At 70.7% G+C, this 26,356-nt stretch carries 20 protein-coding genes and 1 pseudogene; 11 read left to right on the plus strand and 10 right to left on the minus strand.

The window, feature by feature from the left end; translation table 11 throughout:
* The first annotated feature begins 44 nt into the window (after positions 1–44).
* Positions 45–635, plus strand: a complete 591-nt coding sequence (locus NJ4_RS13970) for a GNAT family N-acetyltransferase (protein ID WP_067436178.1) — start codon at positions 45–47, stop codon at positions 633–635.
* Positions 632–1,744 carry a DNA glycosylase AlkZ-like family protein gene (locus NJ4_RS13975; protein ID WP_067436181.1) on the plus strand — a complete coding sequence of 371 codons (1,113 nt, stop codon included), beginning with the start codon at positions 632–634 and terminating at the stop codon, positions 1,742–1,744. Before NJ4_RS13970 ends, NJ4_RS13975 begins: the two co-directional genes overlap by 4 nt.
* A gap of 166 nt (positions 1,745–1,910) precedes the next feature.
* Here the strand turns inward: NJ4_RS13975 and NJ4_RS26725 are convergent, their stop codons facing one another.
* Complete coding sequence (locus NJ4_RS26725; protein ID WP_082748603.1) at positions 1,911–3,608, minus strand: glutaminase; 1,698 nt, start codon at positions 3,606–3,608, stop codon at positions 1,911–1,913.
* A 57-nt stretch (positions 3,609–3,665) separates the two neighbouring features.
* On the opposite strand from NJ4_RS26725, the gene NJ4_RS13985 reads away from it, so the two are divergent.
* From NJ4_RS13985 to NJ4_RS14000, 4 genes and pseudogenes are all read left to right on the plus strand, one after another.
* Positions 3,666–4,460: a glycoside hydrolase family 25 protein gene (locus NJ4_RS13985; protein WP_157551133.1), complete on the plus strand. Its 795-nt coding sequence runs from the start codon at positions 3,666–3,668 to the stop codon at positions 4,458–4,460.
* 96 nt (positions 4,461–4,556) lie between these two features.
* On the plus strand, positions 4,557–5,837 hold the full coding sequence (locus NJ4_RS13990; RefSeq protein ID WP_067436187.1) for an MFS transporter: 1,281 nt from the start codon (positions 4,557–4,559) through the stop codon (positions 5,835–5,837).
* Between the two features lie 325 nt (positions 5,838–6,162).
* A pseudogene (locus NJ4_RS13995) lies at positions 6,163–7,208 on the plus strand (NAD(P)-dependent alcohol dehydrogenase).
* Positions 7,209–7,379: 171 nt separating this feature from the next.
* Positions 7,380–7,793 carry a VOC family protein gene (locus NJ4_RS14000; protein ID WP_067436191.1) on the plus strand — a complete coding sequence of 138 codons (414 nt, stop codon included), beginning with the start codon at positions 7,380–7,382 and terminating at the stop codon, positions 7,791–7,793.
* A gap of 1 nt (position 7,794) precedes the next feature.
* On the opposite strand, the gene NJ4_RS14005 is transcribed toward NJ4_RS14000, so the two are convergent.
* Positions 7,795–8,211: a hypothetical protein gene (locus NJ4_RS14005; RefSeq protein WP_067436194.1), complete on the minus strand. Its 417-nt coding sequence runs from the start codon at positions 8,209–8,211 to the stop codon at positions 7,795–7,797.
* A gap of 25 nt (positions 8,212–8,236) precedes the next feature.
* Positions 8,237–8,827: a GNAT family N-acetyltransferase gene (locus tag NJ4_RS14010; RefSeq protein ID WP_067436276.1), complete on the minus strand. Its 591-nt coding sequence runs from the start codon at positions 8,825–8,827 to the stop codon at positions 8,237–8,239.
* Between the two features lie 70 nt (positions 8,828–8,897).
* Here NJ4_RS14010 and NJ4_RS14015 point away from each other — a divergent pair, with 70 nt between their 5' ends.
* Complete coding sequence (locus NJ4_RS14015; RefSeq protein WP_067436197.1) at positions 8,898–10,745, plus strand: penicillin-binding transpeptidase domain-containing protein; 1,848 nt, start codon at positions 8,898–8,900, stop codon at positions 10,743–10,745.
* Between the two features lie 62 nt (positions 10,746–10,807).
* Here NJ4_RS14015 and NJ4_RS14020 read toward each other — a convergent pair whose 3' ends face one another.
* Positions 10,808–11,743, minus strand: coding sequence for a M15 family metallopeptidase (locus NJ4_RS14020; protein WP_082748605.1), 936 nt, complete (start codon positions 11,741–11,743; stop codon positions 10,808–10,810).
* Between NJ4_RS14020 and NJ4_RS26730 the strand changes: the two genes are divergently transcribed.
* The 4 genes from NJ4_RS26730 to NJ4_RS14040 are packed head-to-tail and all read left to right on the plus strand — an operon-like array spanning position 11,742 to position 17,160.
* Positions 11,742–12,983 carry a putative protein N(5)-glutamine methyltransferase gene (locus NJ4_RS26730; RefSeq protein WP_082748607.1) on the plus strand — a complete coding sequence of 414 codons (1,242 nt, stop codon included), beginning with the start codon at positions 11,742–11,744 and terminating at the stop codon, positions 12,981–12,983. The genes NJ4_RS14020 and NJ4_RS26730 overlap by 2 nt on opposite strands.
* A 29-nt stretch (positions 12,984–13,012) precedes the next feature.
* The gene (locus NJ4_RS14030) at positions 13,013–14,605 is read left to right on the plus strand and encodes a GMC family oxidoreductase (RefSeq protein ID WP_067436203.1); all 1,593 of its coding nucleotides are present in this window, start codon (positions 13,013–13,015) and stop codon (positions 14,603–14,605) included.
* Positions 14,605–16,089: an aldehyde dehydrogenase family protein gene (locus NJ4_RS14035; protein ID WP_067436206.1), complete on the plus strand. Its 1,485-nt coding sequence runs from the start codon at positions 14,605–14,607 to the stop codon at positions 16,087–16,089. The genes NJ4_RS14030 and NJ4_RS14035 overlap by 1 nt, the downstream gene beginning before the upstream one ends.
* A gap of 60 nt (positions 16,090–16,149) precedes the next feature.
* The gene (locus NJ4_RS14040; protein ID WP_067436209.1) at positions 16,150–17,160 is read left to right on the plus strand and encodes a GTP pyrophosphokinase; all 1,011 of its coding nucleotides are present in this window, start codon (positions 16,150–16,152) and stop codon (positions 17,158–17,160) included.
* Between the two features lie 24 nt (positions 17,161–17,184).
* On the opposite strand, the gene NJ4_RS14045 is transcribed toward NJ4_RS14040, so the two are convergent.
* The 6 genes from NJ4_RS14045 to NJ4_RS14075 form a co-directional block, all read right to left on the minus strand.
* Positions 17,185–19,308 (minus strand): oxidoreductase, encoded by a 2,124-nt coding sequence (locus NJ4_RS14045; protein WP_067436213.1) that lies wholly within the window; start codon positions 19,306–19,308, stop codon positions 17,185–17,187.
* Complete coding sequence (locus tag NJ4_RS14050) at positions 19,242–20,762, minus strand: MFS transporter (protein WP_067436216.1); 1,521 nt, start codon at positions 20,760–20,762, stop codon at positions 19,242–19,244. Before NJ4_RS14050 ends, NJ4_RS14045 begins: the two co-directional genes overlap by 67 nt.
* Before the next feature lie 92 nt (positions 20,763–20,854).
* Complete coding sequence (locus NJ4_RS14055) at positions 20,855–23,002, minus strand: aryl-sulfate sulfotransferase (RefSeq protein WP_067436219.1); 2,148 nt, start codon at positions 23,000–23,002, stop codon at positions 20,855–20,857.
* A gap of 521 nt (positions 23,003–23,523) precedes the next feature.
* A complete protein-coding gene (locus NJ4_RS14065) occupies positions 23,524–24,753 on the minus strand; it encodes an MFS transporter (protein ID WP_067436225.1) in 1,230 nt (409 codons plus the stop codon).
* Positions 24,750–25,340, minus strand: a complete 591-nt coding sequence (locus NJ4_RS14070; RefSeq protein WP_456093717.1) for an ArsR/SmtB family transcription factor — start codon at positions 25,338–25,340, stop codon at positions 24,750–24,752. The genes NJ4_RS14065 and NJ4_RS14070 overlap by 4 nt, the downstream gene beginning before the upstream one ends.
* Before the next feature lie 52 nt (positions 25,341–25,392).
* Positions 25,393–26,271 (minus strand): hypothetical protein, encoded by an 879-nt coding sequence (locus NJ4_RS14075; RefSeq protein WP_157551134.1) that lies wholly within the window; start codon positions 26,269–26,271, stop codon positions 25,393–25,395.
* Positions 26,272–26,356 lie beyond the last annotated feature (85 nt).

Below are 26,356 nucleotides of genomic sequence, written 5' to 3' on the forward strand. Positions count from 1 at the left end.
GGTTCCGGAAGAAGAACGTCCGCAAACGAGCCTATCGTCGGCCCATGACCCCGAGCAGCGGAAGCATCAGCATCGTCCCGGCCCATGACTTCGAGGACGTGGCCACGATGCTCGGGCCGAAGAACCCGGCGTCGTCGGTGTGCTTCTGCCTCAGCCATCGGATCCCGGCCAAGCTCAACCGGACGCTGATCGGCCCGGACCGCGCGGAGTTCGTGCGCGACCTGTGCTCGCGCGACGTGGCCCCCGGAGTCCTCGCCCACGACGGCAACGAGGTCGTCGGCTGGGCGGCGGTGGCCCCCAAGGCCGACCTGCCCTTTGCCAGGTCGACGAAGATCCCGCAGCTCGACGACCTGCCGGTGTGGTCGGTCTGGTGCCTCCGGGTGCGTCCCGGTCACCGAGGCCAGGGCGTCGCCCGGCACCTCATCCCCGGCGCCGTCGCGTACGCCGTCGCACAGGGTGCGCCGATGGTCGAGGGCTACCCGGTGGACAACGGGGAGTCGAAGGTCGACCTGACCATGGCGTACGTCGGCACGCGCCGGCTGTTCGAGGCGGCCGGCTTCACGATGGCCTCGACCACGGACGCCACCTCCGGTGGCTTTCCGCGGGTGATCATGCGCAAGGACCTGCGCACGTGACGCCGCACGAGCTCACCCGTGAACAGGCCCGGCGGATCGCCGTGCGGGCCCAGTTGCTCGACGAGCCGCGACCGACCGACCTGCTGGACGTCGTACGCCGTCTGACGCTGCTGCAGGCCGACCCGGCCAAGGCGGTCGCACCCAGTGCCGAGCTCGTGCTGTGGAGCCGCCTCGGCAACGGCTTCGTGGCCGAGGACCTCGAAGCCGCCCAGGTTGCCGGCTCGCTGGTCGAGCTCGACCTGCTGCTCAGGCCGGCCGAGGACATCGCCCTGTTCCGTGCGGAGATGGCGACCTGGCCCGGGGTCGGGCCGCTCAAGGAGTGGCAGGAGAGGATCCGCGACTGGATGATCGCCAACGACGGCTGCCGGCGCGACGTGCTCGACAGGTTGTCCCTCGAGGGCGCGCTCCCCGCGAGCGCGCTCCCCGACACGACCGTCGTGCCGTGGGAGTCGAGTGGCTGGAACAACGACCGGAGCCTGCGCAAGCTGCTCGACATGATGGTGGGCCGCGGCGAGATCGCAGCCGCCGGCGTCGAGGGACGGGAGCGGCTGTGGGACCTCGCCGAGCGCATCTATCCTGATCACCCGATCGTGCCGTACGACGCGGCGGTGGCGATCAGGAACCGACGCCGGTTGGCCGCCCTGGGGGTGGCCCGGGCGAAGTCGCAGAAGATGCCCAGCGAGCCCAACGACGTGGGAGAGAGCGGCGAGCCAGCGGTCATCGAGGGGGTGAAGGGCACCTGGCGGGTCGACCCGGCCCACCTCTCGGCAGTCGGCGCCGGCGACTTCACCGGACGCACCGCGCTGCTCTCACCGATCGACCGACTGGTGATCGATCGCAGGCGGATGGCGGAGATCTTCGAGTTCGACTACCAGCTGGAGATGTTCAAGCCCGCAGCGAAGCGGCGGTGGGGCTACTGGGCGATGCCGATCCTCCACGGCGACCGGCTGGTCGGGAAGCTCGACGCCACCTCCGACCGGGAGGCCGGGGTGCTGCAGGTCGACGCCGTGCACGAGGACGGCAGGTGGACCCGTGCGATGCGCTCGGCGGTGGACGCAGAGATCGCGAGGCTCGCCGGCTTCCTGGGGCTGGCTGAGTCGCGGGCCTGACCTGTGGAGAGCGGGTCGCCTGCCCGGCGTACCGAGGCCGGACCGGGCACCACCCGTGCCCACCATGGAGAAGGGCGGTCACGGTGTCGGTCACCTCGGGCGCCACCATGCCGACGCCCGGAACCACCCGACGCGGTGACCGAGGAGCTGTCCGTGAGCCTCGACCTCAACGAGGCCCTGGCCGACTGAGGTCCCGCGTGAAGCGGTGGCAGGGGGTCGGGATCGGGCCGTCCGGGCCCGTGGCGGCGTGGTCGAAGACACCCTCGTCGACCCAGCCCTGGCGTCGGTAGAACGCCTGGGCGCGGTCGTTGCCCGGCACCACCGCCAGCCAGGCCCTGTCGTGGCCGGCCGCGGCGATGAGACGCTCCGCCTCGGCCAGCAGCGCGACCGCGATGCCGCCGCCACGCTGGCCAGGGTCGACGTAGATGTGGTCGACCGCGTCGTCGGCGATCATCACGAACCCGACCACGGTGCCGGCGACCACGGCGACGGTCGTGTCCGGCACCCGCTCGGCGGCGACCCGGGCGAAGAACTCCGCCGGCCGCGCCGTGAGCAGCTCGTCGGGAACCCGGCCGGTGTGGGCCTCCGCCCAGCCGGGCTCCCAGATCCTCGCGACTGCTGGTGCGTCCTCGGTCGTGGCCGGGCGCAGGTGCATGGTGGCCAGGTCGGGGCTCAGCACGGAGTCCGGATCGACGATCTCGACGCTGACCCCGTCGACGCGGAGCCGCCGGATCACCTCCTCCAGCATCACCCGGGACACGTCATCCGCGTCACTGACCATGCTCAGGTCCAGGCGCACCCGGTCGGTCTCGACGTGGGCCTCGCTGACCGCGCGCACCACGGTCTCCGTGCCGGAGAAGCGCAACGGTCCCTGCAGTCGGTAGACCGTCGTGCCGCCGTCGTCGGTGACGAAGTGCCGTCGCAGGGTGGCGGCGTGGTGCGCGGCGACGTCCATCATGTGCAGGCCCATGTCGCGGGACAGTCGCTCGAAGACCTCCACGCCGCGGACGCTGTGGCCGTGCACGTCGAGCCGCGGTGAGAACACCGCGATGCCGACCTGGCCGGGCAGCGCGCCGAGGATGCCGCCGCTCACCCCGCTCTTCGCCGGGATGCCGACCGTGGTGACCCAGTCGCCGGCCGCGTCGTACATGCCACAGGTCGTCATCACGCTGAGCGACTGCCGGGTGACCTCGCGGGTGAAGATCTGCTCGCCGGTGATCGGCTGCACGCCGCCCCCGGCCAGGGTCGCGGCCATCAACGCCAGGTCGCGGCAGGTCACCCGGATCGCGCACTGACGCACGTAGCCGCGCACCGCGTCGACCGGGTCGGAGTCCATCACCCCGACCGCCTTGAGCATGTGGCCCATCGCGAGGTTGCGGTGCGAGGTGGACCACTCGGAGGCGAAGACCTGCTCGTCGACGGCGAGCTCTCGCCCGGCGCACCGGCTGAACAGGGCGAGGATGCGGGCGAAGCGCTCGTCGGAGTCGGCGCCGGGGATCAGCGAGTGGGTCAGGATCGCGCCGGCGTTGATCATCGGGTTCTCCGGGCGACCGGTCCCCTCCTCGAGGGAGATCTCGTTGAACGCCTCACCGGAGGGCTCCACGTCGATCTTCTCCAGCACGGCCGCCAGCCCGATCTCCGCGATGGCAAGGGCATAGACGAACGGCTTCGACATCGACTGCACGGTGAACTCCACCTGCGCATCGCCGGCGTCGTAGACCGCACCGTCCGGGGTGGCCACACAGATGCCGAGTCGATCGGGGTCAGCCGCGGCCAGCTCGGGGATGTAGTCGGCGACGCTGTCAGCATCCGGGCTGCAGGCGTCGAGCACGGCGGCCAGGTAGTCGGGGATCGGGGAGCGCATGCCACCACCGTACGGATCGGCGGGGCGGCCGAGGGGGCCGCGTGCTTGACTCCCGCCATGACTCATCGTGGGCCCAGGCCCTCCCTCGGGCTGATCGGGATGGTGCTCGTGCTCTCGTTGCTCGGCGCCTGCAGTGACGACGGTGGCGGCGACTCGGAGGTCGCAGGCGGGACGCCGACCTCGTCGTCCACGCCCAGGACGACGACCGCCCCCAGGCCGTCGGCTGCGTCGCCGACCGTCACACCCGTCGCGCCCGGCTCGCCGCAGGAACGGCCGACCGGCAGCGCGCGACTCAGGGGCATCGACGTCTCCCACCACCAGGGCGCCATCGACTGGGCTGCGGTGGCCGGCGACGACATCGACTTCGCCTATCTCAAGGCCACCGAGGGCAGCGGCTTCACCGACGACCGGTTCGACAGCTTCGCCCGCGAGGCCACGGCGGCGGGCCTGAAGGTCGGCGGCTACCACTACTACTCCCTGTGTACGCCGCCCGGGCCGCAGGCCGAGCACTTCGCTGCGACGCTCGAGGGAGCACCGACGGTCCTCCCGCCGGTGGTCGATCTCGAGCTGATCGGCAACTGCGACCCGCCTCCGGCGAAGGCGACCCTGCGGGCCGAGGTGGAGCAGTTCATCGGGCTCGTCGAGAAGGCCACCGATCACCGGATGGTGGTCTACTTCCACCCCGACTTCGAGGCGCACTACGCGATGGTCGACCTGCTGGACCGACCGCTGTGGGTACGGCGGGTGGGTGACCGTCCACCGCCGGGGGACTGGGTGATCTGGCAACGGGACGACGCGGGGACCGTCGACGGGATCGACACCCCGGTGGACATCGACGTGATGCGCCGCTGACAGTCCGACAGCGGATCGGTCACACCACCCACGTCACTCCACGGCGACGACCGAAAACCGCTCGCCCGCGGCCCTCGAAGGAACGAGAATGACGCGGTGACCTCTCCGGACAATCTGACGCTCCGGTCGTTCTGGGCAGCCTTGCCCCGTCCTGCCCGTTGGCTGCTGGCCTCCACCGTCTTCCAGGTGCTCGGCCGCGGTCTCACTCTCCCGTTCACCGTGATCTACCTCCATGAGGTGCGCGGCCTGACCCTCGACGTGGCCGGCACCATGATGGGCCTGGCGTTCGCCGTGGCCCTGGTGCTGACGCCACTGGCCGGCAACCTCACCGACCGCCTCGGTGCCCGGATCATGGTGATGGTGGGCAGTGCCGCCCAGAGCGTGGGCGTCGGCATCCTCGCCTTCGCCGACGACGTGGCGACCGTGACGCTGGCGATGGTGTTCATCGGCATCTGCAACGCCGGCGGCTGGTCGGCGTTCAACGTGCTGATCTCGTCGCTGGTCGACGGCCCCGTGCGGGTGCAGTACTTCGGGATCAACTTCGCCCTGATCAATCTCGGCATCGGGCTCGGCGGTGTGGTCGGTGGCGTGTACATCGACGTGCACCGGCCGGAGACGTTCACCACCATCTTCCTGATCGACGCGATCTGCATGCTGATCCCGATCGCGATGATGCTCGGCCCGTTGCGCCACGTGCACGGTCGGAGCGAGACCCCGGAGGAGGAGCAGGGGGTCGAGGTCGGCTACCTCACCCTGCTGCGCCGACCGGGTGTGCTCCACCTCGTGCTGATCGGCCTGGTCTTCTCGTTCGTCGGCTACGGGCAGATGGAGGCCGGCTTCCCGGCGTTCGCCCGCCAGGTCAGCGAGGTGTCGACGCGAGTGATCGGATGGGCCTTCGCGATCAACACCGTGGTGATCGTCGCGTTCCAGTTCTTCGTGCTGCGCCGCATCCACGGTCACCGCCGTACCCGGGTGGTCGTGCTGATGGCCGCGATCTGGGCGGGCTCGTGGCTCGTGCTCGGCGCCACCGGGCCCTTCGCCGGCACCCTGACCGCGGCCACGATGGTGCTGGTCTTCCACGCGCTGTTCGCCAGCGGCGAGACCCTGCTCCAACCGACGCTGCCGGCGATCACCAACGATCTCGCCCCGGCTCACCTGCGTGGTCGCTACAACGCGCTGACCTCCGGTGCCTTCCAGCTGGGTGCCGTCGTGGCGCCCCTGGTCGCCGGCGTCCTGCTGCGCCACCACCTCGGCAGCGCGTTCATCGGGGTGCTGCTGGCCGGGTGTGCCGTCCTGGCCGTGGTCGCCGTACGCCTCGAACGCCAGATCTCGCCGGAGGTCAACGGCGTCGGCGAGAAGGAGCCGACCCTCATCTAGGGACGTAAGCCGCGAACGCGCGCACCAGCAGCGCGGGGGGCAGGCGGTTCGGCGGTCGGGCGGGCTGGTTCACGCGAGATTGACACCCCCGTGCGACGGAAGTCACTCCCGATCTCGTCGCGCGAATTGCGTCATGGTCCCCGGCGTACGCCGTTTCACGTGCATGAACCAGAAGATTCGGGAGAGCAACGTCCTCAGTGTCCTGCACCGCGAGCGCCTCATCCTGGCCGGTTTCGCGGTCAACCTCGGCGCCGTCGCCATGGCGGTGCTGCACCAGGGCTGAGCCCGCGCCGGCCCGCATCCACCCGGGGTTAATGTGGGCCACATGTCCACCACCACTGCTCTCCAGGCCGTCACCGCCGGCGCCCCGTTCGAGGTCGCCGAGATCCCCGTCCGCGACCTGCGCGACGACGACATCCTCATCGACATCGCGTACGCCGGCATCTGCCACTCCGACATCCACCAGGTGCGCGAGGAGTGGGGCAAGGCGATCTTCCCGATGACCCCCGGTCACGAGATTGCCGGCGTCGTCTCCGCCGTCGGCGCCGGTGTCACCAAGCACAAGGTCGGCGATCGGGTCGGCGTCGGCTGCATGGTCGACTCCTGCGGCGAGTGCGAGTACTGCAAGGACGGCGAGGAGCAGTACTGCGTCAAGGGCGCCGTCATGACCTACAACGGGCGAGGGTTCGACGGCGAGGAGACCAAGGGCGGCTACGCCAAGCAGGTCGCGGTCTCCGAGCGGTTCGTCTGCTCCATCCCCGACGGCATCGGCCTCGACGAGGCCGCCCCCTGCTGTGCGCCGGCATCACCACCTGGGCGCCCCTCAAGCGCTGGGGCGTCGGGCCCGGCAGCAAGGTGGCCGTGATCGGCCTCGGCGGGCTCGGCCACATGGGCGTGAAGTTCGCCGCCGCGCTCGGGGCCGAGGTCACCGTGCTGTCCCGCAGCGACGCCAAGGCCGACGACAGCCGGGCACTCGGCGCGACCTCCCACGTCGCCACCGCCGACAGGCTGAACCTCAAGCCCCTGCGTGGCACCTTCGACGTGGTGCTCAACACGGTCAGCGCCGATCTCGATCTCAACGTGTACGTCGGCCTGCTGAAGCCGCTCGGCACCCTGGTCAACGTGGGCATGCCGCCCTCGGCGTGGGCGATCAAGCCCGGCTCGATCATCGGCGGGTCCCGCGTCGTGGCCGGTTCCAACATCGGCGGCATCCAGGCCACCCAGGACATGCTCGACTTCTGCGCCGAGAAGGGCATCGGTGCCTCGATCGAGACGATCGCCGCCTCGGACGTCGATGCGGCCTACGAACGGGTGGTCGCCGGCGACGTGCGCTACCGCTTCGTCATCGACACGGCCACGATCCAGGCCTGAACGCCGAGCGCTCGGTCGCGGTCGCGGCGGCGGGTCAACGGACGGGTTCCCGTTGAGTGCACGATCCATGTCCTCCTGAGGCCGGATTTCGACAGAAATCGTGCACTCAGATCGGTCCGGGCTGTCGGTGCACGGGGCTAGCGTAGGAACCACACCCCTCCTGGAGGAACCATGGCTTCCCTGTTGACTCCCTACCTCAGCTTCAACGGCAACGCCCGCGATGCGCTGGAGTTCTACCGCGACGTGTTCGGAGGCGAGCTCGACATCACCACGTTCGGTTCGCTCGGCCACCCCGATACACCCGAGGCCGACCTGGTCATGCACGGCCGGCTCGAGACGGCGGCGGGCTTCACGATGATGGGCGCCGACACCCCGCCCGGCATGACCTTTGCCCCGGCCGCCGGAATCACCATGATGCTCAGCGGTGATGACACCGAGACTCTCCATGCGTCCTGGGCGAAACTCGCCGAGGGCGGCATCGTCGGCACCGACCTGGCCAAGCAGGTGTGGGGCGACGAGTACGGCGACCTGGTCGACAGGTTCGGCACTCCCTGGGGCTTCAACATCAGCGCCGGCGGCGAATGAGTCAGAGGTGGTCGGGCACGATGAACGCGTCCGGGTCCTGACGGATCGGCATCGCACGCACCCCGTGCTCGACCATCATCGCGGTCCCTTTCACCAGTGCCTGCTGCTTGCGACGTGAGAGGCCGTCGAAGGCCCCCGGCTGACGGTGGTCCATCAGCTGACGGGTTCCGGCGGAGGCAGCCTCGGCGTACTCCTCGGGGGTGAACTCCGGCGACGCACCGACCGTCGGGCGCTCGGGGAGCGCGATCAGGGCGGTGAGGATCATCTCACCGGCAGCCGCGCGGTGGTGGTACTTCTCGATCTTCGACAGCTCTCGCCACGCGTCGTCACGGTTGCGCTTGAGCGGCCGGGACGCGGCGAAGAGCTTCTGCCCGACGGCGTCGACGGCCTCGGTCATCTCGCGTTCGGTGAACTTCATGGCGCCCAGTCAACCTCAACCGCTGTCAACGCTGCGTCACCGACCGGTCAACGGGCCACTCCTCGGCGAGGATCGCGTAGAGCAGGCCGTCGCGCCAGGTGCCGTCGCGGTGCAGTGAGTCCTTGACGGTGTGTGCCTCGCGGCGCATGCCCAGACGCTCCATCAACCGCCAGGACGCCTCGTTCTCGGCGAAGCACTCGGCCGTCACCCGGCGCAGACCGAGCCGTTCGAAGCAGAGCGCCAACGCGGCCCGGACCGCCTCGGTGGCGTAGCCCCGTCCGCCGTGGTCGGGGTGCAGCGACCAGCCCAGCTCGGCCTGGGTTCCGGCGGCGGCCTCACGCACCTCGGCCTGGGCCCAGGGGTCGAAGACCCGCAGCATCAGGTCGCCGATGACCTCGCCGTCGAGCTCGATCACGATGGTCAGGTCGATGGAATCCGGGTGCATGAACCAATGCACGTAGGCGTCGTGGTCGGTGGCAGCACGGGTGATCCACTGGCCGACCTCGGGGAGGCTGCGGAATCGCCAGGTGGCCTCGGCATCCTCGAAGGTCGCGGGGCGCAGCGTCAGCCGCTCGGTGCGCACGGGCCAGTCGATGCGGTCGAGGGTGCGGGACATGGCCTCCATTCTGCCGAGCGCCGCAAGCTGATTTCGGGCTCGTTCCCGCCGCACTGCAATGATCTGAGGCATGCGCACGATCGCTGCTCTCGGGAGCTCCCTGCTGTTGTTGCTGCCCACCGCCTGCTCGTCCGGTGACGAGGATGACGCCGGCACGACCGCCGTCGCGCTCGCGAAGGGGCTGAGCGACGGGTCGCTCGCCGACGTCCCGTTCACCGAGGGTGACCCGACCGACGAGTTCGGCGACGTCGTCGCCGGTCTCGGTGACGCACCGGTGGAGGTGAGTGCCGCGGACCCCGACCTCGACGGCGACAAGGGGACCGTGTCGCTGACCTGGACGTGGGACGTGAAGGGCAACGAGTGGAGCTACCGCTCCAGCGCCGACCTGGCGAAGGACGGCGACACCTGGAAGGTGGTGTGGCAGCGCAACCTGGTCGAGCCCTCGCTGACCGGCAAGGAGGTCATCGACGTCGACGTGCTGCTGCCCTCCCGTGGGGCGATCCTCGGCCCCGACGAGACACCGATCGTCGTCGACCGCGACGTCGTGAAGCTCGGACTCGACAAGTCGACCCTGACCCGCGCCGAAGAGGCGGTCAGTGCCCGAGCCATCGCTCGGGTGCTCGACATCGAGGTGGCGTCGTTCACCAAGCGGGTCAGGGCCAGTGGGGAGAAGGCGTTCGTCGAAGCCCTGGTGCTGCGCAAGGCCGACGCCGCGAACCTGCCGCCGGCGTACGGCGAGATCAAGGGCGCCGTGGCCATCGGCTCCCAGCGCCCGTTGGCGCCGACGAAGGAGTTCGCGGCACCGATCCTCGGCACCGTCGGTGAGGCCACCGCGGAGCTGATCGAGAAGTCCGGCGGTCGCCTCTCCGCGGGCGATCTCACCGGGCTCTCCGGACTCCAGGCAAGGTACGACGAACAGCTGTCGGGCACGTCCGGCGTACAGATCGAGGCGGTCGCGGGCAAGGGGAGCGAGCGCGAGCTGTTCACCACCCGCCCCGAGAACGGCCAGCCACTGACCCTCACCCTCGACAGCGAGCTGCAGCTGAGGGCCGAGCAGATCCTGGCGCAGACGAAGCCGGCCAGCGCCATCGTCGCGATCGACCCGACGACCGGTGACCTCCTCGCCGCTGCGAGCGGGCCCGGCTCGAAGGGCATCAACACCGCCACCTACGGGCAGTACGCACCGGGCTCGACCTTCAAGGTGGTCACCGCACTGGCCCTGCTGCGTGCCGGGCTCACCCCGGACACCGTCGTGCCGTGCACCTCGACCTTGGTCGTCGACGGCAAGACGTTCAAGAACTACGACGACTACCCGGCCTCGCACGTGGGTGACATCCCGTTCCGTGACGCGTTCGCCCAGTCCTGCAACACCGCCTTCATCGCCGAGCGCGACCGGTTGAAGAAGGGCGACCTCGCCGACGCGGCCGCGGCCCTCGGCCTCGGCGTCGACCACGACCTCGGCTTCCCGGCCTACTTCGGCCAGGTGCCCGACGCGGCGTCCGAGACCGAGAAGGCCGCCGACCAGATCGGTCAGGGCAAGATCCTGGCCTCCCCGATGGCGATGGCGGCCGTGGCCGCATCGGTGCGCGCCGGCCACACCGTCCTGCCCCGACTGATCGCCGACCACGACGTCGACCGGGTGCAGCCCGAGGTGCCGCTGACCGCAGGTGAGGCCAAGCAGCTGCAGCAACTCATGCGCGGCGTGGTGACCGACGGGTCCGCCGCGTTCCTCGCCGACCTCCCGGGCGAGGTGATGGCCAAGACCGGCACCGCCGAGTACGGCACCGGGGCCCCGTTGCCGACCCACACCTGGATGATCGCCTCGACCCCGAAGCTCGCGGTCGCGGTGTTCGTGGAGACCGGCCAGTCCGGCTCCGCCACCGCCGGTCCGCTGCTGCGCTCACTCCTCGAGCGCTGACCCGGACCGCTCGCCCGGCCGAAGCGTCGAGGCCGGGTGAGGGGAGAGGGGTTGCGCCCGGATCAGCGGTTGTTGGCGCTGAAGTGCTGGTAGTCCTTGAGCGAGTTCCAACCCCCACCCCAGCCCCACCCGATCGCGGCGAACGACCGCACCACGGGGCCGTCCGGCGTGATCATGCCGCGACGCACGGTGCCCCGGTCGAGATACGACGTCGCGAGCTCCGGCAGCACCAGATCCCCCTTCAGATACGGATTCTGGAAGGGATTGACGTCGACGGCCAGGCCGTAGGCGTGCTGGCTGTACGACGACCCGCCGGTGGACGGCCGGCAGTTGAACGCGCCGGTGCCGTTGCCGTCACCGGTCGGGGCAGCATCACGCTCGGCGACGGTGGTGACGGCGAGCTGCTCCATCGGGAAGTCGGCGTCCCACAGGTCGTGGAAGACCCGCACCAGCTGGTCGTCGACGGCGCTGTTGACCAGCAGCTCACCCGTGTGGCGCGAGCCGTCGAAGCCACGGAACGTCAACCGGATCCAGGACAGCTGGTCGGCGCGCACGGGGCATTCGGGTGCCCATGTCGAACGCGCGATCACCTGTGTTGGTGCGGGATCCGTGACGACCGCCTTGAACCCGGTGCCCGGCAGCATCGGCAGTGTGTCGGGCAGGGTGAACCGTCGGTTGCGCAGAGCGGGAGGCGTCGGGCGTTGCTCGCCGTACCCCTCAGCGGTGGTGGGAAGAACCCGCTTGCCGAGCCAGGGTGGGGGCACGGTGCCGAGCGGCGGCCGGGGTGTCGTCGACGCGCTCGGCCCGGGAGCGGGCTCGGACGAGGTCGACGCCGTCGGCCTGGCCACGGGGGTGTCGGCACCGTCGTCCGAGCAGCCGGCGACCAGCAGCGCGGTCGAGACCGCAACCACCGCCAGCATCCGTCCTCGCACGTCGTCGAGACTACGACCGGGCTGACCGGTGGGCAGCGAGGCGCCCGGCTGCGATGATCGGGCCATGGATGCGAGCACCCAGCCGGCGGAGTGGCTGCTGCGCCCTGCTCTGCCGAGCGACCTCGAGACGCTCGTCGAGCTGCGCGCCACCGTGATGCGCGAGGATCTGGAGCGGCTGGGCCGCTTCGACGAGCACCGGGTCCGGCAGCGGATGCGGGACTCCTTCTCCCCGGAGAACAGCTGGGTGGTCGAGGCCGACGGGGTGTTCGCGGGCTGCGTGAGCCTGCGGCCGGACGCCGACGCGACCTGGCTCGAGCACTTCTACCTCGCCCCGCAGGTGCAGAACCGCGGACTCGGCTCCGCAGTCCTCGCCTCGCTGCTGCAGCGGACCGATGCCGACGGGGTGCGGGTCCGGGTCAACGTCCTGCAGGGCAGCGCCGCCCGCCGTCTCTACGAACGACACGGATTCGCCCCGGACCGACAGGACGAGGTCGACGTGTGGATGGTGCGGCTGCCCGGTCGGGGTGCCGCGGTGGCTGACCTCGTGGCCCGGCTCCGCGCGGCGGGCTGCGTCTACGCCGAGGAGGAGGCCGCGATCCTGCTCGAGGCCGGCGAGGCCGGCTCAGCGGGAGATCTCGAGTCCCTGGTCGCCCGCCGGGTCGCGGGGGAGCCACTGGAGTACGTCGTGGGCTGGGCAGAGTTCTTCGGACTGCGGATCGCCGTGTCACCGGGGGTGTTCGTGCCGCGCCGACGCACCGAGTTCCTGGTCGAGCGGGCCGTCGCCCTGGCCCCGGGTGCCGGGCTGGTCGTCGACCTCTGCTGCGGATCGGGCGCGTTGGGGATCGCCTTCGTCGACCGGGTGCCCGGGGCCGAGCTGCATGCCGCCGACAGCGAGGACGCCGCGGTGGCCTGTGCCCAACGCAATGGGATCGCCCGCGTTCATCGCGGTGACCTGTTCGACGCGCTGCCCACCAGCCTGCGCGGACGGGTCGACGTACTCCTCGCGAACACACCGTACGTCCCGACCGACGGCATCGCGTTCCTGCCTCCCGAGGCGCGCGACCACGAGCCCGCGGTGACCCTCGACGGTGGGCACGACGGGCTGACCGTGGCCCGCCGGGTGGCCGCGTCGGCGACGGAGTGGCTGGCCCCCGACGGCATCGTGCTGATCGAGACCAGTAGGGCGCAGGCACCCGTGCTGACGCGGGTCTTCGCGGACCACGGCCTGGTGGCGACGGTCGCGCACGACGACGAGCTCGGTGCCACCGTGGTGATCGGACGAAGCGGCGCGGACAGCCCATTGTGACCGGCGACACCGAGGCCTAGTCTCCGAGAGTGGAGACCTTCGACTACCTCATCGTCGGCGCGGGCAGTGCCGGCGCCGTGCTCGCCAACCGACTCACCGAGGACTCGGGCACCACGGTCCTCCTGCTCGAGGCGGGGCCCCCGGCAGACGCCGACGAGATCGCGATCCCGGCTGCCTTCGCGACGCTGATCAAGACCCGCTGGGACTGGAACTACCGCACCGCCGAGCAGAAGCAGCTCAACGGTCGTCGTACCGACTGGCCACGGATGAAGGCGCTCGGCGGCTGCTCGTCGATGAACGCGATGATCTACATCCGCGGTAACCGGGCCGACTACGACACCTGGCGTGACGACTACGGGGCGACCGGCTGGGGGCACGACGACGTGCTGCCCTACTTCGTCAAGGCCGAGCGCAACACCCGCCTCGGCGGGCCGCTGCACGGGCAGGACGGGCCGTTGCACGTCGAGGACCGGCGCTACACACACCCGCTGACGGAGGCCTGGGTCGAGTCGGCCGTGGCCAGTGGCTTCAAGCCGACCGACGACTTCAACGGCGTCGACCAGGAGGGCGCCGGCCTCTACCAGGTGACCCAGCACAAGGGGCGTCGGTGGTCGACCGCGCGCGGCTACCTCGACCCGGCAGCAGCCCGGCCCAACCTCACCATCCGCACCGGCGTGCTCGCGGAGCGTGTCGTCATCGAGGGTGGCCGAGCCAAGGGCGTCGCCTACCTCGGCCCCGGTGGGCCGCAGACGGCGTACGCCGACGGGGAGGTGCTGGTGTGCGGTGGCGCCATCAACTCCCCCCAGCTCCTGATGCTCTCCGGTGTCGGCCCGGCGGCCCACCTGCGCGAGGTCGGTGTCGAGGTGGCCGTCGACCTGGCGATGGTGGGGCAGAACCTGCACGACCATCCCGTCACGCCACTGATCTTCCACACCCGCGGCACCACCGACCTGGCCGACCACAACAACCTCGCCAACTTCGCCCGGGCCAAGGCCACCGGAACCGGACCGCTGGTCTCCAACGTCGGCGAGGGTGGCGGCTTCTGGAAGAGCCGTGACGACCTCGCCGCCCCCGACCTGCAGGCACACATCGCGCCGAGTGCGTTCTGGGACAACGGGCTGCACGAGTCGACCACTCGCAGCGTGACGCTGGCCCCGACCCTGGTCAACGTGCTCAGCCGTGGCCAGATCCGGCTGCGGTCGACCAACCCGCACTGGCACCCCGAGATCGACCCGAACTACTTCGACGACCAGGCCGACCTCGACGCCATGGTCGCGGGCGCCCGACGCCTGATCGAGACCGCACGCACGGGACCGCTGGCCGGATTCATCGCCGGCCCGTCGATGCCGGCGATGAGCGACCCTGACGAGACCCAGCTGGTGGAGCACATCCGCGGCTACAGCCAGACGCTCTTCCACCCGGTCGGCACCTGCGCGATGGGCGATGACGAGCGCTCCGTGGTCGACCCCGAGCTGCGGGTCCGCGGCGTCGAGGGGCTCCGGGTCATCGACGCCAGCGTGATGCCGATGGTGCCCCGTGGCAACACCAACGCCCCCACGATCATGATCGCCGAGAAGGCAGCGGACCTGATCCGCGGCCGGGCCACCTCGAAGGAGAAGTGATGACCGAGAAGCTCGAGTCCCTCAACCCGATCACCGGAGACGTGGTCGGCACCTACCCGATCGACGACGCCGACTCGATCGCAGCCGCCGTGCAGCGAGCCCGCGCGTTGACCCCGTGGTGGGTCTCCATCGGGTACGACGGCCGCAAGGAGGTCCTGGCCCAGTGGCGCGGGGTGATCACCCGGCGCATGGCGCAGCTGGCGCAGGTCGTGCACGAGGAGACCGGCAAGCCGCACGCCGACGCGACCCTCGAGATCGGGCTGGCCATCGACCACCTGGCCTGGGCCGCCGGTCACGCGAAGAAGGTGCTCGGTCGCCGCACGGTGAACGCCGGTCTGCTGATGGCCAACCAGGTCGCCGAGCTGGAGTACAAGCCGCTCGGCGTCGTCGGGGTGATCGGGCCGTGGAACTACCCGGTCTTCACGCCGATGGGCTCGATCGTCTACGCCCTCGCGGCCGGCAACGCGGTCGTCTTCAAGCCCAGCGAGCATACGCCCGGCGTCGGCCAGTGGCTGGCCGACAGTCTCAGCGAGGTGCTGCCCGACCAGAGCCTGCTCACCTGCGTGCACGGGATCGGTCCGACCGGCACCGCGCTGTGCCGGGCCGACATCGACAAGCTGGCCTTCACGGGTTCGGCGGCGACCGGCAAGAAGGTGATGGCGACCTGCGCGGAGAACCTGATTCCGGTCGTGATCGAGGCCGGCGGCAAGGACGCGCTCCTCGTCGACCAGGACGTTGACCTCGCCGCCGCTGCGGATGCGGCCGCGTGGGGCGCCTTCTCCAACGCCGGCCAGACCTGTGTCGGTGTCGAGCGGATCTATGTCCACGACAAGGTCTACGACGGGTTCCTCACCGAGCTGACCAAGGCCGCGGACGGCGTACGAGCCGGAGTCGGTGGGCAGCTCGGCCCGATGACGATGGAGAGCCAGGTCGGCGTGGTGCGCAGCCACATCGAGGACGCGCTGGCCCGTGGGGGTCGTGCGGTGATCGGCGGCGCCGACGCGGTCGGCGACCGGTTCATCCAGCCGACCATCCTCGTCGACGTGCCCGAGGACTCCCTCGCGATCACCGAGGAGACCTTCGGGCCGACGGTGACCGTGACCCGGGTCAAGGACATGGACGAGGCCGTCGAGCTGGCCAACGGCGGCAAGTACGGCCTCGGCGGCGCGGTGTTCAGCAAGACCCGTGGCGCCGAGCTGGCCCAGAGACTGCGCTCGGGGATGACGTCGGTCAACTCGGTGATCGCGTTCGCCGGCGTGCCGTCCCTGCCGTTCGGCGGCGTCGGTGACTCCGGCTTCGGCCGCATCCACGGGGAGGACGGGCTCAAGGAGTTCACCTACACCCACGCCACGACCCGTCAACGGATGAAGCCGCTGATGAACCTGACCAGCTTCACGCGTGGGCAGAAGGAGGACACCGCCTTCGCCACCCTGCTCACCGCCCTGCACGGTCGGGCGTCCCGGGTGCGGGGGATCGCCGACTGAACCGACCCGGATCCGGCCTGAAGTCCACACGGAGCCGCCGGTTCTGGCAGTCTGTGAGGCATGTCCAGGAAGCCCCGGCGTCGTCGCGCCACGTCAGCAGTCGCTGCTGCCGTGCAGAAGTACGCAGACGCGCAGCCCGGACTGCAACCGGTCACCGAGCGGTACGTCGACCTGATCACCCACATGCTCGACGACGCCGGCATCAACTACCTCAGCGTCACCGGGCGCACGAAGTCGGTCGCCTCCTATGCCGCGAAGGCCGAGCGGCTGACCGAGGGCGAGGATCCGCTGACCGAGATCACCGACACCATCGGAGTGCGGGTGATCACCTACGTGCACGCGGACGTCGCGGCCGTGGCCGACGTGCTCGGCGACGAGCTGGTCATCCTCGACGACCGCGACCTCGGCCAGGAGACCGCCAACGAGGGCCGGTTCGGCTACTCCAGCCGTCACGTGCTGGTGACCGTGCGCGATGACGACACCAGTGAGCTGAACGGCAACAGCGCCTCCGTCCAGGTCCGCACCGTCCTCCAGCACGCGTGGGCCGAGTTCGAGCACGACATCCGCTACAAGGGCAAGATCCCCGAGGAGCACGCCCCCGACCTCGACCGTCGTTTCACCTTGGCCGCGGGCCTGCTGGAGCTGGCCGACAAGGAGTTCTCCCGCATCCGCGACGTCCTGCGCGCCACCGTCACCGAGGAGCGCGCCGAGGCCGACGAGGAGGACCCGCGCATCGACGCCAAGGAGCTGGCGACCTTCCTCAACACGCAGTACGCCGACGTCGGCTGGTCCCGCACCGACCACTACGCCTGGATCTCCGGGCTGCTGCTCGAGCTGGGCATCACCTCGCTCGACGAGCTGGCCGGGCTGCTGGTCTCGATCGACACCACCTCGATCGATGCGCGGATGGGCTACAAGTACCCAGCCGGCGCCGTACGCCGTCTCGACGACGCACTGCTGGCCGTCTTCGGGGCGCGGTACGTCGGCCTGCACGGCAACGCCCATCGCGTCGACCTGCTGCGTACCCGCCTCGAGAAGCTGCGCGCCGACCTGCCCGATCTCGCCGAGTAGCACTGGGGTGCGGCCGCCGGTCGGTCAGAGGGTGTTGGCGACCCGCCAGGCCGAGTGGATCGCGCCCTGGATGTAGCCGACGTCCGAGGCGTCGCCGACGACGTCGACCGGGATGCCCCGGTCGGCCAGCTGCTTGGCCAGCGGGGCCGCTGCCTCGACCTCGGAGGCGACCACGACCAGGTCGGCGGGCGCGGCGGCAACGCCGTCCTGGTGTCGGTAGCGGACCGTGCTGGGGGTGATCTCCTCCACGACGGCGTTGCGGAGCAGCGTCACGCCGTGCTGGCCGGTCTGGCGGACCGCCTCCCAGCGGCGTGGCATCGCCATCGGTAGCCCGAGCTGTGGCCCGGACTCGAGCACGGTGACCGACTTGCCGCGCTCGGCCATGAACTCGGCGAGCTCGAGGCCGACCAGGGAGCCGCCGATCACGACCACGTGCTTGCCGACCGGCAGGATCGTGCGGGTGGCGCGGGCGATCAGCTTCGGGTTGCGGGTGAGTCCGGTGATGCGGCCGGCACGTGCCGCCCATCGCATGGTCCGGGTTGCGCCGACCGCGCCGTCGGCGCCGGTGAGCAGCGCGCGGAGCGTGTCGCCGGTCTGCACGTGCGGCAGGGCCGCGCCCGGCACGGGCGGGAGCCCGCGGTGGGCGCCGGTGGCGACCACGACCGCGTCAGCCCGGAGGTCGGCGAGTGACTCCGGGGTGGCCCGGTGGCCGAGGAGCACCACGACGCCGAGTCGTTCCAGCTCGTGCTTCTGCCAGTCCAGCAGCGGACCGTTGGCGGGCGTGGTCAGCTGGGAGAACCAGGCCGACCCGCCGAGGCGGTCGCCGGCCTCGACCAGGGTGACCCGGTGGCCGCGTTCGCGGGAGACCCGCGCCGTCTCCATGCCGGCGGGCCCACCGCCGACCACGACGACATGGCGTGGTGAGGTCACCTGCAGCAGGACCGCCTTGCCCTCGTCGGCGAGCGCCGGGTTCACCGCGCACACGGGGGTGTCGTCCCAGAAGTTCTGCTCCACGCAGACGTAGCAGTTGATGCAGGGGCGCACGGACTCCCGGCGTCCGGCGCGGATCTTGTTGACCAGGTCGGGATCGGCCAGCAGTTGCCGCCCCATCGCGACGAAGTCGGCGTCGCCGGAGGCGAGCGTGTCCTCGGCGACCTCGGGGAGCATGCGGCCGACCGCGATCACGGGGATGCCGACGGCGGCCTTCACCTGGCGGGCGTAGTCGCGGTAGGCGGCCACCTGGTTGGGCAGGGGGCCCTTGGTGAAGTCACGGAAGGCGTTGCGACCCCAGGCGGTGACGTGGATGGCGTCGGCGCCGGCGGCCTCCATCAGGCGCGCGGCGCGGACGGTCTCCTCGGTGGTCAGCGAGCCCTCCTCGCCGAACTCCTGCCCGGCCACGCGGACCAGGATGGCGAGGCGGTCGCCCACCTCGGCCCGGACCGCCTTGATCGTCTCGCAGACCAGGCGGGCGCGGTTCTCGAGCGAGCCGCCCCACCGGTCGGTACGCCGGTTGTCGGCGCGGCTGAGGAATCCCCCGAGCAGGTAGCCGTGGGCGCAGTGCACCTCGATGGCGTCGGCACCGGCCTCCATGATCCGGCGGGCGGCCTGGGCGAACTGGTCGATCACCCAGGCGAGGTCCTCCTCGGTGGCCTCACGGTAGGTGCTCTTCATCCCCCCGGACACCGCAGCCATCCTGGTGAGCTCCTCGGCGGTGTTGTCACGCAGGGCCTCGAGATCGCGGTCGACGATCGGCGTCGACGGCACCAGCATCGGCCGGCCCTGGGCGACGTCGATGCGGGCCACCTTGCCGTGGTGGGTCGCCTGCACGCAGAGCAACGAACCGGCCCGGTGCACCGCGTCGGCGAGCGCCCGCAGCCCGGGGATGAACCTGTCGTCGGAGAGGCCGGGCTCCTTGAGGCTGGTCGCTCCGACGGGGAACGCCACGGCGGAGGCGGAGGTGATCACCATGCCGGTGCCCCCGGCAGCGCGGGCCGCGTAGTGGGCGATGTCCTGCTCGTCGATCACACCGTCGTGGCACACGTTCATGTCCATCGCCGGCATCACCACCCGGTTGGGCAGGGTCAGGTGCCCGATCCGGCCGGGGGAGAGCAGGTGGGCGAAGTCGTTCCGGGGGCGCTTGGTTCGCATGGTGCCGTCACGGTAGGTGCAGACGGCGTCAGGCGACGACCCACTTCCCGGAGGTTGGGACTGGATCCGTTGCCGGCCTCCCGCGATCGCATCCGCCAGGCCATCACCGACGAGGTGCCGGCCCCGACGGCGCACAGGAGCACGGCCAGTCCGGCGGCGGCGGCGTATCCGTCGCCGGGGGCACTGCCGGTGCGGCCGTCGTACATGCCGACGACGGTGAGGGACAGGGCGCTGCCGGCGGAGAAGCCCAGGTAGCGCAGGACCTGGTTGAAGCTCAGCGCGCTGCTGGTCTCCGACTCGGGGATGAAGCGCACCATCAACCACGGCATCGCGGAGAACGAGAGCCCGCTGCCGATCCCGGTGAGCGCCATGGCCACGAAGGCCTGCCACAGGTGGGCGTGTGCGGTGGCCAGCACCAGGTTGCCGACCAGGAAGGCCACACAGCCCAGGGGCAGCAGCATGTCGGGGCCGATGATCGGGGCCAGGCGCAGCGACAGCCGGTTGGCCAGCACGCTGGCGACGGCGAACGGCACCATCGCGAGCCCGCTCATGCTCACGGAATGGCCGAGCCCGAAGCCGCTGGCGGGGTCGGCCTGCACGAGCACCATCCCGAGCGAGAGGCACACATACATGCCCGCTCCGGCGACCACGGCGATCAGGTTGGCGCCGAACACGCCGGGGCGGCCCGCGACGCGCAGGTCGACGACCGGGTCCTCGGCGCGCAGCAGCCACCACACGCAACCGACCAGCGCCACCAGCGAGAGGGACAAGGTGCCCAGGGCCGGCGTCGAGGTCCAGCCCCACCGGTAGCCCCGGCTCAGCACCAGCAGCAGGCCGAACGTGCTTGACGCGATCAGCACCGCACCCGGCCAGTCCACCCGGGGTTGTGTGTCGGCCCGACCGGATCCGGGCACGGCGACCACGGAGAACACCAACGCGGAGAGGCTGAGCGCGAAGGTCAGCCAGAACGCGCCGGCCAGCCCGGCCCACTGCGCGGCGAGGGCGGCGATGGGGAAGCCCAGGCCGGTGCCGGTCACGGTGGTCAGGGAGAGCAGCGCCATCCAGTTGCGGTGTCGCTCGGGCGGGAGGTGCTCGCGCACCAACGAGAGCGCCAACGGGTAGACGCAGAAGCCGATGCCCTGCAGGGTGCGACCGGCCAGAAGGAAACCGAAGCGGAGAGGCAGTGCGGCCAGCGCGGAGCCGAGGCAGACCAGGGCGACCACGACCAGGATCGTGGGCCTCCGTCGACGACCGCTGGCCAGGCGACCCACCACGACGGTGGCGACCGCACCCATCAGCAGGGTGGCGGTGAGCGACCACTGGGCGGTGTCGAGGGAGACGCCCTCCTCTCGCGCGATCAGCGGGACCAACGGTGCGCCGACGCTGCTCACGATCGGTCCGACGGCGGCGAGTTGCAGCAGCACGGGCAGCAGCAGGCGTTGCCGCAGGGTCATCTCGCACGTCCTCACTTCTTCCGTGGACGGCTCACCGTTGCAGCCTCTGACCCGCGAGCGGGGGTCGACTCTCGTTCGGCGGGACTCGTGGCTCAGCGTGCCCGGTTGCGCACGGCCACTGCGTCACGCAGCGCCTCCGCGCCGGAGTGGGCTCGCACGGTGACGGTCCTGACGTCTCCCCGGCGCGCCCGCGACGTGCGGGTGACCCTCACCGTCATCGTCCAGTGCCCTCCGGCGGCGACCCGCGGAGTGCGGAGGGTGCCGGCCACGACGCGGGCAGTCACGTTCCTCCCACCGGTGAAGTAGGCGACCAGGAACCTCCTGCTGCCGCTCGTGCCGCTGACCCGGAACCGGTCGCTCAGCATCCCGTCGTTGTCAATGCGTACGACGGTCACGTCGGACCGTCCGCGACGGATCGACCGGGTGATCGTCTGCCGGGTGGGTGAGCCGTAGATGTCGTTGCCGACGACCGTCCGGGCCGCCGTGGCGCGGAGCATGGCATCGGGTCGGTGAGCGGGTTCGACCACGTAGGTGCGCGACTGCGTGCTCGTGTTGCCGGCACCGTCGGTGGCGGTGACCCTGACCGTGTGGCGACCGGTGCGCGAGGTGTCGAGACGGTCGGCGACGATGCCGGTGGTGACGCACGCGCGCAGGCTCGAGCCGCCGCGGTCGGTGCAGCTGAACCGCGGCCTGACCACCTGCCCGCGGTGGAACGTGGCGCTGGCGGTGACCGGCAGTCTCACCTCCGGGGCGGTGACGTCCTCGATGGTGGTGACGTGGGCGCGATAGGTGAACAGGCGGTCGTTCTCGGTCGGGTTCGTGTCGCGCAGCTCCCAGAGCTTGGCGCCGCCGGGGGCGAGCTCGGTCGCCATGACGGCACGCGACGAGGCCCATCCGATGATGCGGTGGCCGTCGGCGAGCTGCTCGACGTTGCCCGCGAAGAGTGCCTTTCGCTCGTCCTCGGTGAAGGAGGAGACCAGGGTCGCAGTCCAGGTGGACTCGTCGATCGCGTACTCGGTGATCCGGGTGAACGCACGAGTGACCTCCGGGCCCGCGGGGTCGGCCGGATCGATGCAGAAGGTGCCGAAGACTCCGCCGTAGGAGCCGTTGTCGAAGATGAGGATGTGGCCGTTGGGCAGCTCGCTGGCGGAGTGCTGGGCACACGGGCCGTAGTGGGGATCGGCCGCGAAGTCGAAGTCGCTCCTGTGCCCGCCCAGTCGCCACAGGACGTCACCCTGTTGGTGGCCGTCCTCGCTCCTGAGAGCGATCTTGAAGACGGCGCTGAAGTGCCGGAACGAGGCGAGCAGGTTGCCGTCGGCCGTGACCGCGATCGAGTTGATGTGGGCGTAGTCGGCTCGGTCGTGAAGGACGGTCTCGTGGGGGATGTCGACGTGTTCGGCGGAGTTCCAGGTGAACGTGACCCGGCCCTCGGGGTCGATGCCCTGGATGACCGCGTCGAGGTTGCCGGAGGTCCGGTTCGGCTCGTAGGCGATGAGGAAGGAGCTTCCGTCGGCAGCCAGGATCGAATCATGGCCGTCGGTGTTGGTCAGACCCAGTGTCTCGTGAGTGCGCAGCGGCGTCAGGTCTTCGCCGAGCTCCACCACGGCACCGCCGCTGCGGCCGGGGCTGGTGCCGGACTCACGGGAGGCCGAGAGGGTGCCGTTCGGCTGTCGCTTGAAGTCGAGCGATGAGCTCTCCTCGTGGGCGAGCGCCGGGACGCCGTTGCGGTCGACGGCCGTCTCGAAGCTGGTGGCACCCTCGGTGAACCTCGACAACGTCATGAGCACCTGGCCCTCACTCACCGCAGCGTTCGGTGGGGTCGTGCGTTCGAGCGTGGGGAACCCGGGTGGGAGATAGATCGCGGAGTGCGCCTTGGTGCCACCGGCGTCCTTGAAGATCACCGAGACCTCGTCGTTGGGCTCGAGACCGGTGACGGTGCGGGTGCCGTTCGGCGCCAACCGGCCGTCGATGAAGACCTTCCCCCGGCTGTCGCTCGTCTTCGCGGTCACCGTGACGGTGCCCGTGCTCGCCTCGGTGCTCGTGATCCCGTAGCGGGGCACGGCGGGCGAGAAGACGGGGTACGTCGCGACACCGGTGCCCTCGATGCGCAGGGTGTGCGTCGGTGCGGCCGTCGGAGGGGCGGAGACCCCGGCCTCGGCCGCGGGTGGCGTGACGAGCACAGGCGTGACGACGAGAGCCGCAACCAGAGCGGTGACCAGGGCAGCGAGCTTCACGTGCATGACTCACGTTCGCATGCGCCGGGGCGCGGCGACCCGCGAACCAGAATTTTCGGTACGCCGGTCTTCAGGCACGTGCTCTCGTGCGCTGGTTGATCAGAACCAGTCGAGCGTCTGGAGAATGAGCCATCCCAGCGTGAACGCGGCCGCCGTCAGAAGTGGTGCTGCCGTCGCCGACCTGGCGTTCCACAGGCGCCAGAGGACGACGACGAGTGACGCCGCGGCTCCTGCCTGACACGTGGCGGAAAGGACGCCCGCCCAGTCCGACCGTGCAAGGGCGAATCCCGCTCGGGTCGTGGCCAGGACGGCGAAGGCGGCCAAGAGCGCGACCAGCACCCGGAGCGACCGACTCGGTGTGGGCAGTGCTCCCGGTCGGTCTTCGGAGAGTTCATTCGCGGCCGGCACGTTCACCCCCCAGCTCGGTGGCCATTGCCGTCATCGTTCCGCTCACTCCCAGGGATGCCTCCGTCGCAGCGAATCCTAGGTGGGCCACGGGGCCCGTGACGGCGAATTCGGAGAACCCGTCATGCCTCGCCGAGCCGCAGCGACATCAGCATGCGGTTGTTCAGCGGCCAGAGCATCAGCAGAGCCATCGCGGTGCCGAACGCGCACAACGCGACGGTCACCGACGTCAGCCCGGCCAACGCTCCGAAGGAGACCATCGCAACCGGCATGAACACGTCGTCGCCCAGCTTCTGGATCGAGACCATCCGGCCGAGGTGGGCGCCGTCGACCGTGGTCATGAAGACCGCGCCGAGCAGGGCCGAGGCGACCCCGGCAGTGACGCCGATCGTCAAGCAGGCAAGGGAGCTGAGCCACCACGGGCCGAGTCCGAGCGCCGGGATGGCGACGCCCTGTGCGACCAGGCAGCCGAATCCGGTGCGCGCCGGGAACCGTGCCTTCCAGCGCAGCATCGACAGGGCGCCGACCGCGGCACCGAGGCCGACCAGGGCCTCGAGGAGGCCGACCGACTGGGCGCCCCATCCCTCGGACGAGGCACGCAGCGGGATGCCGAGACCCAGGGCCGGGGTGACCGCGAGGTTGAGCCCCGAGAGTGCGAGCACGAGCAACCGTGTGACCGGCGTACGACGCAGGTGGGTGAATCCGCCGCGGATGCTGCGCAGCACCGGTTCCGCATCGGCGCGGTCGAGCGGGTGGCGCGGGCGCAGCCAGATCGCGAGGAAGGCGATGATGCCGACGAAGGTGAGCGCGTCGACCGACGCGCTGCCCTCGATGCCGGCGTTGGCGACGAGGAAGCCCCCGATCGCTGCCCCGATCATCGTGCCCAGCCGGTTGCCGAGCTGAGCGAGGCCACCGAACGCGGGCAGGTCAGCCGGCCGGACCAGCTGTCGCCCGATCGTGGACGCCGCCGGTTCGTGGACCGCATCGGTGATGCCGAACGCGATGGCGACGAGCAGCAGCATCAGGACGGAGGGCCCGGTGGTGGTCACCCACACGGCGGCGGCGACCAGCACCACGACCCGCACCGTGTTGGCGACGACCATCACCCGCCGGGCGTCGTACCGGTCGGCCACGACGCCGCCGACCAGCAGCACGACGGCGCGGGGGATGGTGCCCGCGGCCACCACGAGTCCGGCCGTCGCGGGGCTGGCGACCTGGACGGCAGTCCAGGCCAGGGCGATGGTCCAGATCGCGTCGCCGGCGTCGGAGAGCGACTTCATCAGGATCCACAGCTGGACCAGGCGATCGCGCGCGAACGCGGGCGCCTCGCGTGCGGCGACGGCGGTGCTCATGGTTGGGAGGGGAAGCCGTGGGTGAAGACGAAGACCGGTTCGCGCTGCTGGCCGTCGTCACCGTCGATCGCAGCGATCCAGTCGCGTGTCGTCGCGTTCAGCAGCTCCTGGAGGTGGTCGAGCTCGGCGGCGGTGGCCTGCGTGGTGGTGCTCGAGCTGAACGCGGCAGTGCGCCACTCGGTCGCCGCGCGGTCGGCCCGGCGCTTCCAGGCAACCAGCTTGCCGAACTGGTGGTCGATGTTCAGCTTCTCGGCGGCCTTGGCCTGCATGCGGTCGGCCGGCCTGTCGTCGAACTCCTCGACCGACCACGAGAAGGAGCTGTCCGCCGAGGCCCGCCACCAGCTGGTGCGGCCGTCGGTGGCCAGCTCGGGGGCCCGTTCGACCATGCCGACGCGCTCCAGCATGCGGAGGTGGTGGCTGATGCTGCCGACCTGCTCGTCCAGGGCGGCGGCCAGCTCGGTGACCTGGCTCGCTTCGTGGATGCCCAGGTAGTCGATGATGCGCCGCCGCGTGGGGTGGTAGACGGCGCGCAGGGTCTCGATGGAGGTCATGCCGAGGACGCTAGGAGCGTCTCCGTGATTCAACAAGAGTTCTTGTACATCTCCGGACGGTGCCGCTCAGGGCCGGCGTACGACGCCCTCACTCGAGGCCGCAGGACGTCAGGGCCCACGTGATCGTCTGTTCGGCGACCCGGGGAGACATGCGCAGGATGACCTCGCCACGGTGCCCCCCGACGCGCAGGTGCAGCCGGAACGCCGTGGCGCCACCTGACTCCTGGAACGCGTGCGAGTCACAGCGGGCCGGGATCGCCGGCAGCTCGATGCGCTGCGGAGAACCGGTGCCGTCGACGCGGGTGCGGGGGTGCCACACGGCGGAGCCCGAGGGCGCGATCACGGGAGTGCCGTTCACGGCATCCAGCACGAACCAGCCGTTCCGTCCGGTCGGGTGGGCCTCCATCACCAGCGTCGCGGACGTGCCCGTCCCGGAACCGTCGACCTCCACGTCGGTGAACCTGAGGTCGGCGATCCGGTTCACGGCGAGCTCGAGGCAGCGCTGGGCGACGTACTGCTCGATGGTGTCGTTCACGTCGGCGACCCGCAGCGTGTCCACGTCGCCGCGTCGGTGCACCACCACCGTGCCCGAGCCCGAGCGATGCGTGCAGTCCGGCTCGGGGAGGTCGAAGGAGTAGCCGCGTTCGGAGCGGGCCGGGATGGTGCGCATCCGGTCGCCTTCGACGGTCACCCGCAGCCGCGGGTCGCGGTAGTGGATCGAGGTGGGGGTGTAGTCCCGGGCCCGGTCGTTGAGGATCCACACCTGGAACTGGCCGACGGCGGCATCGCGGGAGTGCTGTCGCACGTTGGCGACCAGGCGACCCGACGGCGGGCCCGGTGGCGGCGGCGTCGGCGCGGTCAGCGTCGGGATCGGGTGGGTCGCCGTCGCCGGGCCGTCGTCGGCATGGTCGGCCCCGCACCCGCCGACGGCGACCAGCACGACGATCACCAGGGCGGGGAGTGACACCGACGTCGACACCTTCAGAGCACACCACCGCAGGCCCTCGACGACAACCCTGGACGATGAGAGGAAGGCAGGTGCTGGAACGGAT

The sequence above is a fragment of the Nocardioides jensenii JCM 1364 = NBRC 14755 genome, from assembly GCF_001552535.1.
GTDB lineage: Bacteria > Actinomycetota > Actinomycetes > Propionibacteriales > Nocardioidaceae > Nocardioides > Nocardioides jensenii.

Excerpts from the sequence above, each read along its gene's own strand:
- NJ4_RS13970 (WP_067436178.1), top strand. The coding sequence starts at position 45 with ATGACCCCGAGCAGCGGAAGCATCAGCATCGTCCCGGCCCATGACTTC.
- NJ4_RS26725 (WP_082748603.1), bottom strand. The coding sequence starts at position 3,608 with ATGCGCTCCCCGATCCCCGACTACCTGGCCGCCGTGCTCGACGCCTGC.
- NJ4_RS13985 (WP_157551133.1), top strand. The coding sequence starts at position 3,666 with ATGACTCATCGTGGGCCCAGGCCCTCCCTCGGGCTGATCGGGATGGTG.
- NJ4_RS14000 (WP_067436191.1), top strand. The coding sequence starts at position 7,380 with ATGGCTTCCCTGTTGACTCCCTACCTCAGCTTCAACGGCAACGCCCGC.
- NJ4_RS14005 (WP_067436194.1), bottom strand. The coding sequence starts at position 8,211 with ATGAAGTTCACCGAACGCGAGATGACCGAGGCCGTCGACGCCGTCGGG.
- NJ4_RS14010 (WP_067436276.1), bottom strand. The coding sequence starts at position 8,827 with ATGTCCCGCACCCTCGACCGCATCGACTGGCCCGTGCGCACCGAGCGG.
- NJ4_RS14015 (WP_067436197.1), top strand. The coding sequence starts at position 8,898 with ATGCGCACGATCGCTGCTCTCGGGAGCTCCCTGCTGTTGTTGCTGCCC.
- NJ4_RS26730 (WP_082748607.1), top strand. The coding sequence starts at position 11,742 with ATGGATGCGAGCACCCAGCCGGCGGAGTGGCTGCTGCGCCCTGCTCTG.
- NJ4_RS14020 (WP_082748605.1), bottom strand. The coding sequence starts at position 11,743 with ATGGCCCGATCATCGCAGCCGGGCGCCTCGCTGCCCACCGGTCAGCCC.
- NJ4_RS14035 (WP_067436206.1), top strand. The coding sequence starts at position 14,605 with ATGACCGAGAAGCTCGAGTCCCTCAACCCGATCACCGGAGACGTGGTC.
- NJ4_RS14040 (WP_067436209.1), top strand. The coding sequence starts at position 16,150 with ATGTCCAGGAAGCCCCGGCGTCGTCGCGCCACGTCAGCAGTCGCTGCT.
- NJ4_RS14045 (WP_067436213.1), bottom strand. The coding sequence starts at position 19,308 with ATGCGAACCAAGCGCCCCCGGAACGACTTCGCCCACCTGCTCTCCCCC.
- NJ4_RS14050 (WP_067436216.1), bottom strand. The coding sequence starts at position 20,762 with ATGACCCTGCGGCAACGCCTGCTGCTGCCCGTGCTGCTGCAACTCGCC.
- NJ4_RS14055 (WP_067436219.1), bottom strand. The coding sequence starts at position 23,002 with ATGCACGTGAAGCTCGCTGCCCTGGTCACCGCTCTGGTTGCGGCTCTC.
- NJ4_RS14065 (WP_067436225.1), bottom strand. The coding sequence starts at position 24,753 with ATGAGCACCGCCGTCGCCGCACGCGAGGCGCCCGCGTTCGCGCGCGAT.